General features: G+C 64.4%; 7 protein-coding genes and 1 pseudogene. All 8 read left to right on the top strand.

What is annotated here, in order from left to right; all coding sequences use genetic code 11:
* Positions 1–69 precede the first annotated feature (69 nt).
* Positions 70–609, top strand: a complete 540-nt coding sequence (locus FG13_RS09785) for a GNAT family N-acetyltransferase (RefSeq protein WP_035827810.1) — start codon at positions 70–72, stop codon at positions 607–609.
* A 296-nt stretch (positions 610–905) separates the two neighbouring features.
* A pseudogene (locus tag FG13_RS09780) lies at positions 906–3,043 on the top strand (TonB-dependent siderophore receptor).
* Positions 3,044–3,486: 443 nt separating this feature from the next.
* A complete protein-coding gene (locus tag FG13_RS09775; RefSeq protein ID WP_035820440.1) occupies positions 3,487–4,833 on the top strand; it encodes an efflux RND transporter periplasmic adaptor subunit in 1,347 nt (448 codons plus the stop codon).
* Positions 4,830–7,949, top strand: a complete 3,120-nt coding sequence (locus FG13_RS09770; protein WP_035820438.1) for an efflux RND transporter permease subunit — start codon at positions 4,830–4,832, stop codon at positions 7,947–7,949. The genes FG13_RS09775 and FG13_RS09770 overlap by 4 nt, the downstream gene beginning before the upstream one ends.
* Positions 7,946–11,197: an efflux RND transporter permease subunit gene (locus tag FG13_RS09765; protein ID WP_035820436.1), complete on the top strand. Its 3,252-nt coding sequence runs from the start codon at positions 7,946–7,948 to the stop codon at positions 11,195–11,197. The genes FG13_RS09770 and FG13_RS09765 overlap by 4 nt, the downstream gene beginning before the upstream one ends.
* Positions 11,194–12,624, top strand: coding sequence for an efflux transporter outer membrane subunit (locus FG13_RS09760; RefSeq protein WP_035820434.1), 1,431 nt, complete (start codon positions 11,194–11,196; stop codon positions 12,622–12,624). The genes FG13_RS09765 and FG13_RS09760 overlap by 4 nt, the downstream gene beginning before the upstream one ends.
* Before the next feature lie 126 nt (positions 12,625–12,750).
* Positions 12,751–15,345: a chemotaxis protein CheB gene (locus tag FG13_RS09755; RefSeq protein WP_051959590.1), complete on the top strand. Its 2,595-nt coding sequence runs from the start codon at positions 12,751–12,753 to the stop codon at positions 15,343–15,345.
* Complete coding sequence (locus FG13_RS09750) at positions 15,342–17,465, top strand: sensor histidine kinase (RefSeq protein ID WP_235211708.1); 2,124 nt, start codon at positions 15,342–15,344, stop codon at positions 17,463–17,465. The genes FG13_RS09755 and FG13_RS09750 overlap by 4 nt, the downstream gene beginning before the upstream one ends.
* Positions 17,466–17,498 lie beyond the last annotated feature (33 nt).

The following is a 17,498-nucleotide window of genomic DNA, read 5'->3' as shown; positions in this document are numbered from 1 at the left end:
GTAGTGATATGACCTCAAGCCGGCTTCGCCCGGCTTGTTTTCCTTGAGGAGCAGACTATGCCAAGCGATATGAATACACACACTGACAACGCGATCACCATCCGCCCTTGCGCCAAGGGCGATGAAGCAGCGCTGGCGCTGGTGGGGCAGGCCACTTTTCTCGAGGCGTTTGCCGGCATCCTCGATGGCGCCGACATCATCGCCCATTGCCAGCGCCAGCACGACGTGCAGCTGTACCGCGACTGGCTGGCGCTGCCGGCCATGCGGCTCTGGCTGGCCGAGGCCACGCCGGGCGGCGCACCCGTCGGCTATCTGGTGCTCAGCCCCGCCAGCCTGCCGGTGGCAGACCCGCGGCCGAACGACCTGGAAATCAAGCGCATCTACCTGCTGCACCGCTTCCAGGGCCAGCGCGTGGGCCAGCGCCTGATGCAGGCGGCGCTGAGCCAAGCGCGCGCCGCCGGAGCGGGGAGGGTGCTGCTGGGCGTGTACGCGGAAAACCACGATGCGCTGGCGTTCTATGCGCGCTGCGGCTTTGCGCAGCTGGGCCGGCGCACCTTCCGCGTGGGCCGCACTGACTACCAGGATGTCATCCTCGGCATGACGCTGTAGGGCTGCGCTGCGATCGAGCCGTCATCGAGGTAAGGCGCTGCACGCGCACGCCTGGCGGCAAGTTCATCCACCATTGGTTTCTTTTTATGCCTGCTTGTTACTTTCTATGGCTGGCGGCGCGGACGTATTTCAGTACTTTTACACGAAGTTTCCAAGAAGAAAGCCAGGGTGGCATCGCCTTGAGGTTACTTTTCAGTAACAAAAATCTCTCGAATTGTTGCAGTCAATGTAAATAAGAATTATTATCATTTGGCTGCTTGGCACATTACCAATCAATCCTTGAGAGACCTTTCTTCATGCATGCTATTTCCTTGCCGCGGCAACGTCCGCTCCACAGCGCGCTCATGGCGGCCTTCGGGACTGCCGCCGCATTCCTGAGTTTTGCGGCATCGGCGCAGGGCGTCCGCGCGCCTGAGCCTCCTGAGCCCGCCAGTACGCTGCCGGAAATCACGGTGCGGGGCGAACAGCCGGAAACGGCCACCGGTCCGGTGCCGGGCTATGTGGCGCGCCGCAGCGCGACAGGCACAAAGACCGATACGCCGCTGCTCGAGGTGCCGCAGTCGGTATCGGTCATCGGACGCGAGGAAATGGACGCGCGTGGCGCCCAGGACATCATGGAAGCCGTGCGCTACACGCCCGGTGTGACCGTCAACAACTGGGGCTTCGACCCGCGCGGCATCGAATGGATACTGATGCGCGGCTTCGACGCCACATCGGGCATCGCCGGCTACCGCGACGGCCTTGTCCTGCCCGCCTATTCGGTCACCGAATCCTACGGCGTCGAGCGTGTCGACGTGCTGCGCGGACCGGCTTCCGTGCTGTTCGGCCAGGGGGATGCGGGCGGTATAATCAATCGCGTGAGCAAGATGCCCGGCGACACGCCCGTGCGCGAAGTCGAGGTGCAATACGGCACCTTCCAGCGCAAGCGGCTGGCAGTCGACCTGGGCGGGACGGCCAGCGACACGCTGAGCTACCGCCTGGTCGGCCTGGGTCTGGACAGCCACTCGCAGATGCGCTATGGCGACGGCACGCCGTTCGCCAGCAAGCGCACCTATCTGGCTCCCTCGCTGCGCTGGCAGCCCTCGGCCGCCACGTCGCTCACCTTGCTTGGCGAGTATCTCGACAACAAGGCCAGCGACGACATTTTTTATGTGATGGACAACGCCGGCCGTAACACAGGCATCGTCCGCGGCGACCCCGATTACAGCCGTATCCGGAATCGCCAGACATCGTTCGCTTACCTGTTCGAACACCATCTGAACGACAACTGGACGCTGCGCCACAATCTGCGCTACTTCCATGCCCGCACCGACAAGCGCATCCTGCGCGACGCGTTGTTGCCGGACAATTACACGCTGACGCGCAGCGCGCGCTCCTTTTTTGAGCGGTATAACCAGTGGAGCTCGGATGCGCAATTGCAAGGGCGCATGCGTGCGGGAAGCGTCGAGCACACGCTGCTGTTCGGTATCGACGCGACCCGCATCCGCATCGCCGGCGAGGATTTCTCGGGGCCGGCCCCCAGCCTCGACCTGCGCAACCCCGTCAATGTCGTGCCGGTGCAAGAGCCGTCGGTGCTGGATCGCAGCAGCACGCAAATCACCGAGCAGCTTGGCCTTTACGCGCAAGACCAGATCAAGCTCGACGAGCGCTGGGTGTTCACGCTCAGCGGCCGCCAGGATAGGGCGAAATCGGCGACCACCGACCGCATCGGGAACTCGCGCCAGGATCAGACCGACAATCAATTCAGCGGCCGCGGGGCTTGAGCTACCTGGTCGGCAACGGCTGGGCGCCGTATATCAGCTATGCCACGTCCTTCATGCCGACCAGCGGCGTCGACAGCAACAGCACGCCCCTGCAGCCGACGCGCGGCAAGCAGGTCGAGGCCGGCATCAAATACCAGCCGCAAAGTGCGCGCACCTCGTTTACCGCCGCCATCTTCGACTTGCGCAAATCGAACGTGCTCACCACCGATCAGGCCACCTTCGTTCAGCGTCAGATCGGTCTCGTGCGTTCGCGCGGCCTGGAACTGGAGGCAAAGGCCGAGCTGGCCCGCAGCCTGAATCTGACCGCCGCGTATACCGTGCTGGACATGCAAGTGCTGGAGAGCGCCGACCAGGGTGAATCCGGAAAGATGCCGATCCAGGTGCCGAAGCAATCGGCATCCGTGTGGCTCGACTACACCATGCACAGCGGCTTCGGTGTCGGCGGCGGCGTGCGCTATATCGGCAGGCGCTGGAACGACGCGGGCAATACTTCGGCCGAAGGCGGTGTCGGGCTGCTCGACGCCACGCTGCATTACACGACCGGCCCATGGCGCCTTGCACTGTCTGCGAGCAACCTGGCCGACCGCAAGTACGCAGCCTCGCGCGCCTATAACGGCTACTATCCTGGCAATGAACGGACGATGGTCGCCTCCGTCAAATACCAGTTCTGATGGCGGGGCCGGCGTTGACAGCAGGGCGTCTGAAGCCGGCCCCTGCTGTCAAGCCAGGTAAATCAAGCCGGCTGGCGGGAGATTTGTAGCGAGTTTGTATCTGCATGCGAGTCGCCCGCGCGCCGCTGGCGCCGGGGTGCGACGCCCGCCAAGCCTGATTTTTCCACCGTTCCCCCACAGTGGCGGCCCACCTGCCGGCCCGCCCGATCCTCCCATGTCTGCCTGGCTGTGTGTAATTGTTTCAAGTAGAAATGAAACAGTTACATGACTATGCTAGAGTCGTTTGACGCTAGGGAGCGATGTTTTTTCAGCTGATTTTCAGCTCTTGACTCCCCCGGCTTTTTACCGAAACAACCCCGAAAAATGGTCGTCCGGCCTGAGTGTGTCCCACCTCGGCCGGCGCCACAGACTCGCCGTGCCAGCGGCCTAGACAAGGATAAGCGATGGATTCGCAGATTACACCCAACACCCCGCGGCGCAGCCGCCGTTCGAAAATCGTCAGCACGGTCATCGCGCTGGCCGTGATGGCTGCGCTGGGGGGCGGTGCCTGGTACCTGACCCACTCGGGCGTCAGCGCGCAGCCTGGCGCCGGTGGCCCTGGAGGGCCCGGTGGCCCCGGCGGGCGCCGCGGCGGCCCTTCGACCACCGTCGGCGTGGCCACGGCCGTCAAGTCCGACCTGCCCGTGGTGCTCGATGCGCTGGGTACCGTGACGGCGGCGTCCACGGTGACGGTGCGCCCGCAAGTGTCGGGTATTTTGAAGGAACTGAAATTCAAGGAAGGCGGCATGGTCAAGGCGGGCCAGGTGGTGGCGCAGATCGACCCGGCCCAGTTCGAGATGGCGCTGATGCAGGCCACGGGCCAGCGCCAGCGCGATGAAGCGCAGCTGGAAAACGCGCGCCTGACCCTGAAACGCTATCAGACTTTGCTGGGCCAGGATTCCATCGCGCGCCAGGATGTCGACACGCAGGCCGCCCTGGTGAAACAGCTGGAAGGCACGGTGATGACGGACCGCGCCGCCGAAGGCACGGCCAAACTCAATCTGGGCTACACCAAGGTGGTCTCGCCGATCAGCGGGCGCGCGGGCCTGAAAGTGGTCGACATCGGCAACCTGGTGAGCACCAGCGACACGGGCGGCGTGGTGGTGGTGACGCAACTCTCGCCCATCGACGTGGAATTCTCCGTGCCGCAGGATAAAGTGCAAACCATCCAGGAGCGCCTGAACGCGGGTTCGGCCCTGGCGGCGCTGGCGCTGGACCGCACGCGCACGCATACGCTGGACAAGGGCGGCTTGAGCGCGCTGGACAACCAGGTCGACGTGCAGACGGGCACCGTGCGCGCCAAGGCCCGCTACACGAATGACAAGATGGCGCTGTTCCCCAGCCAGTTCGTCAACGTGCGCCTGGAGCTGGGCAACATCACGGGCGCCGTGCTGGTACCCGTGACGGCCCTGCGCCACAGTAACAACGGCGACTTCGTCTACGTGCTGAAAGCGGATAAAACCGTCACCGTGCGCATGGTCACGCGCGGCCAGGCCACCACCGACATGGTGGAAATCCGCGCCGGCCTGGAAGCGGGAGAGCAAGTCATCACGGAAGGCGCCGACCGCCTGAAGGAAGGCGCGAAAGTCACCTTGGCGGGCGACAAGCCGGCCATGGGCGGCGCCGGTGGCGCCGCAGGTGGCGAACGCCGCCACCGCCGCCAGCACGCTGAGGGCGCGGCCAGCGCGCCGGCCGCATCGGCACCGGCCAGTGCGCCAGCTGCGGCGCCAGCGAAGGGCGCAGCGCAATGAGTCCATCGACGCCATTCATCCAGCGCCCCGTCGCCACGGCGCTGCTGATGCTGGCCATCGTGCTGGCGGGGCTGGTCGGCTTCAAGTTCCTGCCGCTGGCCGCCTTGCCGCAGGTGGATTTCCCCACCATCCAGGTGCAGACCCTGTACCCGGGTGCCAGCCCGGAAGTCATGGGGCAGACCGTCACGGCGCCGCTGGAACGCCAGTTCGGGCAGATGTCGGGTTTGCAGCGCATGAGTTCCACCAGCGCGGCCGGCGTCTCCCTCATCACCCTGCAGTTCACCCTGGGCCAGACCCTGGACGTGGCCGAGCAGGAAGTGCAGGCGGCCATCAACGCGGGTGGCTCCCTGCTGCCGACCGACTTGCCGGCGCCGCCCGTGTACGCGAAGATCAACCCGGCCGACGCGCCCGTGCTGACCCTGGCCATCACGTCGGACACGATGCCGCTGACGCAGGTGCAAAACATCGTCAACACGCGTCTGGCGCTGAAAATCAGCCAGGTCAATGGCGTGGGCCTCGTCTCGCTGTCGGGCGGCCAGCGTCCGGCCGTGCGCATTCAGGGCGACACCAAATTGCTGGCCTCGTACGGCCTGGGCCTCGACAGCCTGCGCACGGCCATCGCGGCGGCCAACGTCAACAGCGCCAAGGGCAGTTTCGACGGCCCCACGCGTTCGTTCACCATCAACGCCAACGACCAGCTGGTCACGGCGGAAGACTACAAGCGCCTGATCATCACCTATAAAAACGGCGCGCCTGTGCGCCTGTCCGACGTGGCCAACGTCGTCGACAGCGCGGAAAACACGCGCCTGGGCGCCTGGTCGGGCAAACAGCCGGCCATCATCCTGAACGTGCAGCGCCAGCCCGGCGCCAACGTCATCAAGACGGTCGACGCCATCAAGACCCTGCTGCCCGACCTGCAGGCCAGCCTGCCGCCGGCCATGAAGCTCGACGTGCTGAGCGACCGCACGACGGGCATCCGCGCCTCGGTCGAACACGTGGAACTGGAACTGCTGTTGTCCGTGCTGCTGGTGGTGCTGGTGATCTTCGCCTTTTTGCACAGCATGCGCGCCACCGTGATCGCCAGCCTGTCCGTGCCGATCTCGCTGATCGGCGCCTGCGGCGTCATGTATCTGCTCGGCTACAGCCTGAACAACCTCTCCTTGATGGCCTTGACGATCGCCACGGGCTTTGTCGTCGATGACGCCATCGTCATGATCGAAAACATCGCCCGCTACATCGAGGAGGGCGAAACGCCGATGGCCGCCGCCCTGAAAGGCGCCTCGCAGATCGGCTTTACCATCATCTCGCTGACGGTGTCATTGATCGCCGTGCTGATTCCCCTGCTGTTCATGGGCGACGTGGTGGGCCGCTTGTTCCGCGAATTTGCCATGACCCTGGCCATCACGATTCTGATTTCCGCCGTGGTGTCCTTGACCTTGGTGCCGATGATGTCGGCGCGCTGGCTGAAAAGCCACGCCGATGAAAAGGTCAGCGCCACGGGCCAGCGCATCCAGGCCTTCCTCGACCGCGTCATCGTGCAGTACGACCATGCGCTGGTGTGGGTATTGAAACGCCAGGGATTGACCCTGCTCGTCGCCCTGGCCACCTTGCTGCTGACGGTGATTTTGTACATCACGATTCCGAAAGGGCTGTTCCCCACGCAGGACACGGGGCAGCTGAAGGTGCGCATCGAAACCTCGCAAGCCGTCTCGTACGAGCGCATGGCCACCTTGCAGCAGGCCGCCGCCAGCGCGCTGCTGGAAGACCCGGCCGTCGATACCCTGAGTTCCCTCGTCGGCGTCGATGCGGCCAACAACACCATGCTGCACACGGGCAGCATGCTGATCAACCTGAAGCGCCCGCGCAGCGGCAGCCAGGACGAGGTCATGGAGCGCCTGCGCAACCGCGTGGCCAAGGTGGCCGGCGTGACCCTGTATCTGCAGCCGACGCAGGATCTCACCATCGATGCGGAATCGGGTCCGACGCAGTACCGCGTCTCGCTCGAAGGGGCCGACACGGCCACCGTCACCGAGTGGGCCGGCAAGCTGGCCGCGCGCATGCGCGAAAAATCGCAGCTGCGCAATGTCGTCACGGATGCGGGTGCCACGGGCGCCGCCGTCACCGTGGCGATTGACCGCGACAGCGCCGCGCGCATGTCCGTCACCACGGCAACCGTCGACGACGCGCTGTACAACGCCTTCGGCCAGCGCATCATCTCGACGATTTTCACGGAAACCAACCAGTACCGCGTCATCCTCGAAGCGCAGCCGGGCATCGTCACCACGCCGACCGACCTGTCGGATCTGCAGGTGCGCACGGGTTCCGGCAAGTCGACGCCGCTGTCCGCCTTTGCCAGCGTCAGCGAAAAACAGGCGCCGCTGCAAATCACGCACGTGGCGCAGTATCCGGCCACCACCCTGGGCTTCGATACGACGCAGGGCGTGGCGCTGGGCAGCGCCGTCGACGCCATCCGCCAGGCGGCGAAAGACATCGCCTTGCCGCCGTCGGTGACCCTGACCTTCCTCGGCGCGGCCGGCGCGTATGAAAATTCGTTGTCGAACCAGCTGTGGCTGATTCTCGCCGCCGTCGTTTGCGTCTACATCGTGCTGGGCGTGCTGTACGAAAGCTACATCCACCCGCTGACGATTTTGTCGACGCTGCCGTCGGCCGGCGTGGGCGCCTTGCTGGCGCTGATGATCTCGGGGCAGGACTTGGGCGTGATCGGCATCATCGGCATCATCCTCCTGATCGGCATCGTCAAGAAGAACGCCATCATGATGATCGACTTCGCCATCGAGGCCGAACGCGATGAAGGCAAGAGCCCGCAGGAAGCCATCCACCAGGCGGCGCTGCTGCGCTTTCGTCCCATCCTGATGACGACCCTGGCGGCCCTGTTCGCGGCCGTGCCGCTGATGCTGGGCTGGGGCGAGGGCGCCGAGCTGCGACGTCCGCTGGGCCTGGCCATCTTCGGCGGCCTGATCGTCAGCCAGGTGCTGACCCTGTTTACCACGCCCGTCATCTACCTGGGCTTCGACCGCCTGGGCCAGCGCTTCGCCTCCAGAACGCGGGGTGTCAAGCTGGACAAGCCGGCCGATAATGCGGGGAGCACCGCGTGAACCTGTCCGAACCGTTCGTCAAGCGTCCCATCGCCACCGTGCTGCTGACCATCGGCATTGCGCTGGCCGGTGTTGGCGCCTTCTTCGTGCTGCCCGTCTCGCCGCTGCCGCAGGTCGATTATCCGACCATTTCCGTCAGCGCCAGCTTGCCCGGCGCCAGCCCCGCGACCATGGCCACCTCGGTGGCCACGCCGCTGGAACGGCGCCTGGGCGTCATCTCGGGCGTGAACGAGATGACGTCGTCGTCGGGCACGGGCTCGGCGCGCATCAACCTGCAGTTCGACTTGAACCGCAAGATCGATTCGGCCGCGCGCGAAGTGCAGGCGGCGATTGCTGCCGCGCGCGTGGACTTGCCGGCCACCTTGCGCAGCAACCCCACTTACCGCAAGGCCAATCCATCCGACGCGCCCGTGATCATCCTGGCGCTGACGTCGAAAACGCGCACGCCGGGGCAGATCTACGACGCCGTGTCGAACCTGGTGCAGCAGAAGGTGGCACAAGTGAAGGGTGTGGGCGACGTGGAACTGGGCGGCGGTTCGCTGCCGGCCGTGCGCGTGGAACTGCTGCCATATCAGCTCAATCACTACAGCGTGTCGATGGAAGACGTGCGCGCGGCCATCCAGGCCAGCAACGCCAACCGCCCGAAAGGGGCGATTTCCGGCGATGAGCGCAGCCTGCAAATCTATTCGGGTGCGACCACCGCTTCGGGCGGGCGCAGCGCCGCCGATTACCGCAGCCTGGTGGTGGCCTGGCGCGACGGCGCCGCCATCCGCCTCGACGACGTGGCCGAGGTGGTCGACGGCGTGGAGAACAACAATACCCTGGGCCTGTTCAATGGTGACCCGGCCGTCATCGTGCTGATCACGCGCCAGCCCGGCGCCAACGTCATCGCCACGGTGGACGGCGTGCGCGCGCTGCTGCCGCAACTGCAGGCGCAGCTGCCGGGCGACATCAAGCTGCAAGTGGCGTCTGACAGCACCAATTCCATCCGCTCCTCGCTGCATGAAATCGAGTTCACCCTGATCCTGTCCATCGTGCTGGTCGTGCTGGTGGTCAGCGCCTTTTTGCGCAGCGTGCGCGCCACCATCATCCCGGCTGTCGCCACCATCGTCTCGCTGTTGGGCACCTTTGGCGTCATGTACGTGCTGGGCTTTTCCCTGAACAACCTGTCGCTGATGGCGCTCACGGTGGCCACGGGCTTTGTCGTCGACGACGCCATCGTGGTGCTGGAAAACACGCAGCGACACATCGAGGCGGGCATGGACCGTTTCAAGGCGGCCCTGCTGGGCGCGCGCGAAGTGGGCTTTACGGTGCTGTCGATCAGCCTGTCGCTGGTGGCCGTCTTCATCCCGCTGCTGTTCATGGGCGGCCAGGTGGGGCGGCTGTTCCGCGAATTTGCCGTGACCCTGTCGGCGGCCGTGATGATTTCGCTGGTCATTTCGCTGACCACCACGCCGATGATGTGCGCCTGGCTGCTGAAAAGCGGCGAGCAGCACAAGCCGCCAGGTCTTGTCGCGCGCTGGTTCGAACGGGGCTTCGAGCGCATGCTGAAAGTGTATGAACACTGCCTGGACTGGGCCTTGTCCAGCGCCGCGCTGGTGATGACCATCCTCGTGTTCGTCGTCGGCTTGAACGTGTATTTGTTCGCCGCCGCGCCCAAGGGCTTCTTCCCGCAGCAGGATACGGGGCAGATCAACGGCGGCATGCGCGCCGACCAGAGCATCTCGTTCCAGGCCATGCAGGGTAAATTGCGCCAGCTGGTCGACATCATCAAGGATGATCCTGCCGTCGCCACCGTCGTCGGGTTTACGGGCGGCGGCAGGGCGGGGGGCGGCTTCATGTTCATCGACTTGAAACCCGCGTCGCAGCGCACGGACAAGGGGCAGGCCGTGATCGCGCGCCTGCGCCCGCAACTGGCCAAGGTGACGGGCATTTCGCTGTTCCTCAACCCCGTGCAGGATTTGCGCATGGGCGGGCGCTCCAGTAATTCGACCTACCAGTACACCCTGATCAGCGACAACCAGGCGGACCTGAAGAAATGGGCGGCGAAACTGGCCGACCAGATGAAGCTGCAGCCGGCCCTGATCGACGTCGATACGGACCAGGCGGAAAACGGCGTGGAAACCTTTGTCAGCATCGACAAGGACCGCGCCACGCAGCTGGGCGTACAAGTCAAGGATATCGACAATGCGCTGTACAACAGCTTCGGCCAGCGCCAGGTGGCGACCATCTACGATGAGCTGAACCAGTACCACGTGATCATGGAAGTGGCGCCGCGCTATGCGCAAAGCCCGGAAGCGCTGCGCTCCGTGTACGTGCCGGCGTCGAATGCGGCCGCCGTGGCCGCCAGCACGACGGCCACCAGCGCCACCACGGCCAGCACCAGCGTTGCCGCGACGACGCCGAATACGACGGCGGCGCGCGATCCGTCCAGCGGCTCGGCCCTGTCCACGACCCTGACGACCATGGTGCCGCTGTCGTCGTTCAGCACCTTCGCGGAAAGCTCGACGGCCACGTCGATCAACCACCAGGGCGGCGAACTGGCGACCACCGTGTCGTTCAACCTGGCCGACGGCTATCCGCTCAGCGACGGGCAGGCGGCCGTGGCCCAGGCGGAGTCGGAAATCGGCATGCCCGTCAACGTGCGCGGCAGCTTCCAGGGTTCGGCGAAGAGTGCGCAGGACAGCAACAAGGAGCAGCCGCTGTTGATCCTGGCGGCCATCGTGGTGATCTACATCGTGCTGGGCATCCTGTACGAAAGCCTGATCCACCCGGTCACCGTGCTGTCGACTTTGCCGTCGGCAGGGGTGGGCGCCGTGCTGGCTTTGCTGCTGTTCCGCATGGAGTTTTCCATCATCGCCCTGATCGGCGTGTTCCTGTTGATCGGTATCGTCAAGAAAAATGCTATATTGATCATCGACTTCGCGCTGGAGGCCGAGCGTTCGCGCGGCTTGACTGCGGTGGAGGCGGTGCGCGAGGCTTGTTTGCTGCGTTTCCGCCCCATTCTGATGACCACCCTGGCGGCGGCGCTTGGCGCCTTGCCGCTGGCGATCGGTTTCGGCGAGGGGTCGGAGCTACGCCAGCCCTTGGGGGTCGCCATCATCGGCGGCCTGATTGCCAGCCAGTTACTCACATTGCTGACCACCCCGGTGGTCTACATCCTGCTCGACAAGCTGCGCACGCGCAGCGCCGACGAGCAGCAATTGAGCCGCATTCCTGGGCCAGATAACCCGAGCACACAATCATGAAGCAAGTAAAACCTATTCCATCCGCCTTCCCCGCACGCCACCTGCTGGCGCTGGCCGCTGCCACCGCTTTCCTGCTGCTGGCCGGCTGCGCCGTCAGCCCCGCGTATGAGACGCCGACGGCCGCCGCGCCGCAAACGTTCAAGGAGGCGGCCGGCTGGCAGCCCGCCGTGCCGGCCGATACCCTGGAACGGGGGCCGTGGTGGACCCTGTTCGGCGACGCGCAGCTGAACCAGCTGGCCGAAGGCATCGACATATCGAACCAGAACGTGGCCGCCGCCATCGCCTCGTACGAGCAGGCGCGCGCGCTGGTGCGCGAACAGCGCGCCTCGCTGTTCCCGACGGTGAACCTGACGGGCAGCGGCGCCCGCTCCGGCGGCGGAGGCGAGCAGCAGACGAACAACAATTTCAAGGCGGCCATCGGCGCCTCGTGGGAACCGGACGTGTGGGGCAAGCTGCGCGCCGGCGTGACGGGGGCGGACGCCAGTGCCAGCGCCAGCGCGGCGGATCTGGCCGCAGCGCGCCTGTCGGCGCAGGGCGAACTGGCCACCAATTACTTTTCGCTGCGCCAGAGCGATGCGCAGATCGCGCTGCTCACTGCCACGATAGACGGCTACAAGCGCGTGCTCGAGATCACCGGCAACCGCTTCAACTCCGGCATCGCCGCCAAGTCCGACCTGCTGCAGGCGCAGACGCAGCTGGCCAATGCGCAGATCGATTTGTCCAGCCAGATCCGTGCGCGCCAGCAGCTCGAACACGCGATCGCGATACTTTTGGGCCGCGCGCCGTCCGACTTCAGCCTGGCCGTGGCGCCGTGGACCCTGACCGTGCCCGAGGTGCCGCTGGGCGTGCCGTCGACCCTGCTGCAGCGCCGTCCCGACATCGCGGCCGCCGAACGCCGCGTGGCGGTGGCCAACGAGCAGATCGGCATCGCCCGCTCGGCCTATTACCCGAGCCTGAACCTGACGGGATCGTACGGTTCCGGCGCCAGCCGTGTGGGCGACCTGTTCAATGCATCGTCGAGCCTGTGGTCCTTGGGCGTGTCGGCCGCGCAAACCCTGTTCAACGCGGGCGCCACCACTGCCAGCGTGGATGCGGCCAAGGCGGGGCATGAAGCGGCCGTGGCGCGCTACCGCCAGACGGTATTGAGTGCCTTTGGCGCCGTGGAAGACCAGTTGTCGGCCACGCGCGCGCTGGCCGAACAACTGGCCTTGCGCCAGCAGGCGTCGTCCGCCGCCGACCAGGTCGAGCAGCAGATGCTGAACCGCTACAACGCGGGCCAGGTCGGCTATACGGACGTGGTGACGGCGCAAGTGACGGCCCTGTCGGCGCGCCGTTCGCTGGTGCAGGCGCAGGCGGACCGCCAGACGACGGCCGTGGCCCTGATTCAGTCGCTGGGCGGCGGCTGGCATGCGCCGCAGGCACAGTAAGGGAGTCGGCAGGCGCAGGAAACTCCCTGCGCCAAATTCGCGTTTTGCCGCGCATCTTGAGTGCTAGAATGCAAGATTATCAATTCCCAGCCTGACGCTTTGGCCGTGGCTGGATTCTTGCCGACGATGACACGCAGTAAACACAGCAATGCCTCCGTCCCCGAAGTGGCCACCATCGTTTGTCCTGTGGTGGCCATTGGCGCATCCGCCGGCGGGCTCGATCCCATCGTCGCTTTCCTGGCGAACGTGCCGCAGGAAAGCGGGATTGCCTATGTGGTGATTCAGCATCTCGATCCCACGCAAAAGGCCATGCTGCCGGAACTGCTGCAGCGCGCCACCAGCATTCCCGTCACGGAAATCACGCACCAGGCGGAATTGCGGCCGAATCATATCTATGTGATCCCGTCAAATGCCGACCTGGGCCTGTCGAAGGGGCGTTTCGTGCTCAGCGAGCCGGTGCAGCTGCGCGGGCACCGCTTGCCCATCAACACCTTTTTCGAAAACCTTGCCAGTGAACTGGGCGAACTGGCTGTCGGCGTGATCTTTTCCGGCATGGGCAACGACGGCACGCGCGGCTTGCTGGCGATCAAGCAGGCAGGCGGCCTGACCCTGGCCCAGCACCCCGATACGGCCAAGTTCGACATGATGCCGCAGAGCGCGATTGCCGCGGAAGTGGTCGACCTGGTCGATTTTCCCGACAAGATGCCGGACAAGATCATCACCTATCTGTTCCGCAGCAGCTTCCTCAGCCTGCCGGGCCATGAGCCGAACGGGCGCAATTCACTGCAAGAAATTGTCGCCTTGCTGTCCGAACATACGGGCAACAGTTTTACCGATTACAAGATCAACACGGTGCTGCGGCGCATCGAGCGGCGCATGAGCTTGTATCAAATGACGTCGATGGAAGATTACGTGCCGTATTTGCGCGCCAATCCGGCCGAGATCGACTTGCTGTTCAAGGAATTACTGATCGGCGTGACGAGTTTCTTCCGCGACCCCAAGGTATGGGAATACCTGAAGATGGTGGCCTTGCCGCAAATGCTGGCGGCCCATCCGGACGGACGCGCCTTCAAGGCCTGGGTGCCCGCCTGTTCCACGGGTGAGGAAGCGTATTCGCTGGCCATGGTGTTCCATGAAGTGGTGGCCAGCAGCAATCCGCCGTCGAAATACAGCTTGCAGATTTTTGCCACCGACCTGTCGGCCGACGCCATTGACCGCGCGCGCCAGGGACGCTTTCCGCACAGCATCAGCAGCGATGTGTCGGCCGAGCGCCTCGGGCGTTTCTTCTTGCGTGACAAGAACGACTATCACGTGAAAAAAGAGATCCGCAACACGATTATCTTTGCCCAGCAAAACATCATTTCGGACCCGCCGTTCACCAAGCTCGACATACTGTGCTGCCGCAATTTGTTGATTTATCTCAATGCCAAGCTGCAGCAGCGTTTGATACCCTTGTTTCATTACGCCCTGAACCGTGACGGGATTTTGCTGCTGGGCAGCGCCGACACGCCCGGTCATTTTTCCGACCTGTTTTCGCCGCTGACCACGTCGACCCGGCTGTATCGCCGTCTCGACAACCTGGCGCGCCAGCGCCTGCCCACGTATTTCCCTACCAAGGTATCGTTGGCATCCCCCCCTACACCTAGCGACACGAGAGAAGTCAGCATGACTGGAAAGATTCAATCCCATGTCGAGCAATTATTGCTCCAGAAATATTCGCCTGCCGCCGCGCTGCTGAACCAGGATGGCGACATCCTGTATATCAACGGCCGCACGGGCGCCTTCCTCGAACCGGCAGCCGGCAAGGCCAACTGGAATATCCATGCGATGGCGCGCGAAGGCTTGCGCTATGAGCTGGCCGGTCTCATCAAGCAAGCGCTGCAAAGCGAAAGCGTGGTGCGCCTGAAGGGGCTGGTGGTCAAGGACCATCTGGGGCAGTCGCTGGGCGTGGACTTGAGCGCCGAAGCGCTGAGCCAGCCTGAATCCTTGCGCGGCATGGTCTTCGTCACGTTTTCCAGCGTGCCTTTGGTGGCCGAGGCGCGCCGGGGCCGCTCGCCGAACCCCAAGGTGCTGGAACTGGAACAGCAGCTGGCGCAGGCGCGCAATGAAATCCAGGCCGTGCGCGACGAGATGCAGACCTCGCGCGAGGAACTCAAATCGGCCAACGAGGAATTGCAATCGACCAATGAAGAGCTGCAATCGACGAACGAGGAACTGACCACCTCGAAGGAAGAGATGCAGTCGCTCAACGAAGAGTTGTACACGGTCAATGCCGAGCTGCAATCGAAGGTCGATGATTTGTCGCTGGTCAACAGCGACATGAAGAACCTGCTCAACAGTACCGATATCGCCACCATTTTCCTCGATAGCGCCCTGCGCATCCGCCGCTTCACGGCGCCGGCCATGCAAATCTACAAGCTGATCCAGACGGACTTGCGCCGTCCGCTCAGCGACATCGTCAACGACCTCGATTATCCAGGCCTGGAAGACGATGCGCTGGAAGTGATCCGCAGTCTCGTGTTTTGCGAACGGCAGGTGGAAACCAAGACGGGACGCTGGTACAACGTGCGCATCATGCCGTACCGTACGATCGAAAATGTGATCGATGGCGTGGTGGTGACTTTTATCAACATTACCGAATCGAAGCTGCTGGAAGCCCAGTTGCGCCAGATCCAGTCCGGCGCCGCGGCGGCAGGCAATAGCGGCGAGAACGTGTCATGAACGAACCATTCGACGAGGAGAGCGTGCCGGCCAGATTGCGAGAGCAGGCCGAGCAATTGGCGGCGCAGCAGCGCCAGCCCGTGCCGCAGTCGAATGAAGAGGTGATGCGCCAGCTGCATGAGTTGCAGGTCAGCCAGATTGAGCTGGAAATGCAGAGTGCGGCCCTGGCCGAACTGGAGCAACTGAAGAATGAATATGAAAGCAGCCGCGACCGTTATGCGCAGCTGTATGAGCAGGCGCCCGTCAGCTATTTCTCGCTGGCGCGCGAAGGCGTCATCACGCGTGTCAACGTGGCGGCCTGCGGCTTGTTGCAACGTGACAAGAACCGGCTGCTGGGGCGGCGTTTCGAACAATTCGTCGCGCCCCAGGCGCAGGGCGGCTTCCGGCTCTTCCTCGACGCCGTCTTCACGGGTGGCGCGCGCCAGGTGCTCGAAGCGCCGCTGTTCGAAGGCGAAGCGGGCGGCATGCGCGGCATGGTGCGCATCGAAGCCAATTACGATGCGGACAGCGCCACGGCGCGCATGCTGGTGACGGACCTGGGCGACGAGCACGCGCGCGAATCGGCCTTGCGGCGCGCATTTGTCATTCTCGACAGCATCCGCGAAGGCGTGCTGGTGACGGACAGCGCCAACCGCATCATTTCCGTCAACCCCGCCTTCACCACCATCACCGGCTACCAGGCGGAGGAAGCCATCGGGCGCGATCCGTCCTTCCTCGGCGGCGGCACGCATTTGCCGCATTTCTATGAAGCCATGTGGCGCAGCCTGCACCAGGATGGCAGCTGGTATGGCGAACTGGTGAACCGGCGCAAGAATGGCGAGCGTTTCGTCGAATCGCTGTCGATCACGCCCATGCGCAGCCCGGATGGCGCGATCAGCCATTTTGTCGGCGTGTTTTCCGATATCACCGAGCGCAAGCTGGCCGAGGCGGACTTGCGCGAACTGCACCGCGAGCTGGACCAGCGGGTGGTCGACCGCACTGCCGAATTGCTGCGGGCCAACCAGCACCTGCAGCTGGAAGTGCATCAGCGCGAGCGGGCGCAGGAAGCCTTGCGCGATGCCGAGCGCTTCTTTCACGCTACCATCGATTCCCTGACGGACCGCGTGCTGGTGCTGGACCGGGCCGGCCGCGTCGTGCATGCCAACCAGGCTTGCCTGGCCTTCGTCGGGCAAACGCCGCAGCCGCTGCAGTACCTGGAATTTTGCGAAACGGACCCGCGCTGGCAGCGCAGCGCCGGGCGCGAGCTGGCCGCCGGCATCCGCGCCGTGATTGCCGGCAATGCGGACGCGTTTGCGCTCGAGTATGAGTTTGCCACGCGCTCAGGCCCCCGCTGGTCGCAGGCCAGGGTCAGCCGTTTTCTTGGCGAAGGGCCGCTGCGCGTGGTGGTGGCGCACACGGACATTACCGAACGCAAGCTGATGGACGGCGCCCTGCGCCAGTCGCATGCGCAGCTGCGCCAGCTGGCGCTGCACCTGGAAACGGCCAAGGAAGACGAGCGCAAGCGCATCTCGCGCGATATCCACGATGAACTGGGGCAAAACCTGCTGGCGCTGCGCATCGATATTTCCATGCTCAGCGCCCGCACGGAAGGTTCCCATCCGCGCCTGCACCGCCGGGTCGGCGCCGTGCTCAGCAACGTCGACACCACCATCAAGAGCGTACGCGGCATCATGAACGAGCTGCGCCCGATGGCGCTGGACCTGGGCTTGCAGGCCGCCATCGAGTGGCAGGTGGGCGACTTCCGCAAGCGCAGCGGCGTCGCTTGCCAGTTGCTGATACGCGACGAGGCGCTGTTTTCCGCCATCGGCAGCCAGGTCGAGATCGTGCTGTTCCGCATCGTGCAAGAAGCGCTCAGCAACGTCATGCGCCATGCCCAGGCCAGCCTGGTCGAGATCGAGCTCAGTTCGGATGCCTGCGCCGTGTACGTGGCCATCAGCGACAACGGCATCGGCATCACGCCGCAGCAGCAGCGTAAAAAACAGTGCTTTGGCCTGATCGGCATCGCCGAGCGGGTGACGGCGCTGGGCGGCCAGTTCGAGGTGGGCTTGCCGGCCTCGGGCGCCGGTTGCCGGCTGTCCCTGCAGATCCCCTTGCAGGGCACGGGGCGGCCGGCCGGCTGATACAGAAATTGCATCGGGATAATTTTTGCCGGC

The organism is Janthinobacterium sp. RA13 (assembly GCF_000745325.1).
In the GTDB taxonomy this organism is placed as follows: Bacteria; Pseudomonadota; Gammaproteobacteria; order Burkholderiales; family Burkholderiaceae_D; genus Janthinobacterium; species Janthinobacterium rivuli.
The sequence above is the reverse complement of the archived record's forward strand: the minus strand, read 5'-3'. Positions and strand labels throughout refer to the sequence as shown.

Coding starts and splice junctions, on each gene's coding strand:
- FG13_RS09755 (WP_051959590.1), top strand. CDS start 12,751: ATGACACGCAGTAAACACAGCAATGCCTCCGTCCCCGAAGTGGCCACC.
- FG13_RS09750 (WP_235211708.1), top strand. CDS start 15,342: ATGAACGAACCATTCGACGAGGAGAGCGTGCCGGCCAGATTGCGAGAG.
- FG13_RS09760 (WP_035820434.1), top strand. CDS start 11,194: ATGAAGCAAGTAAAACCTATTCCATCCGCCTTCCCCGCACGCCACCTG.
- FG13_RS09770 (WP_035820438.1), top strand. CDS start 4,830: ATGAGTCCATCGACGCCATTCATCCAGCGCCCCGTCGCCACGGCGCTG.
- FG13_RS09785 (WP_035827810.1), top strand. CDS start 70: ATGAATACACACACTGACAACGCGATCACCATCCGCCCTTGCGCCAAG.
- FG13_RS09775 (WP_035820440.1), top strand. CDS start 3,487: ATGGATTCGCAGATTACACCCAACACCCCGCGGCGCAGCCGCCGTTCG.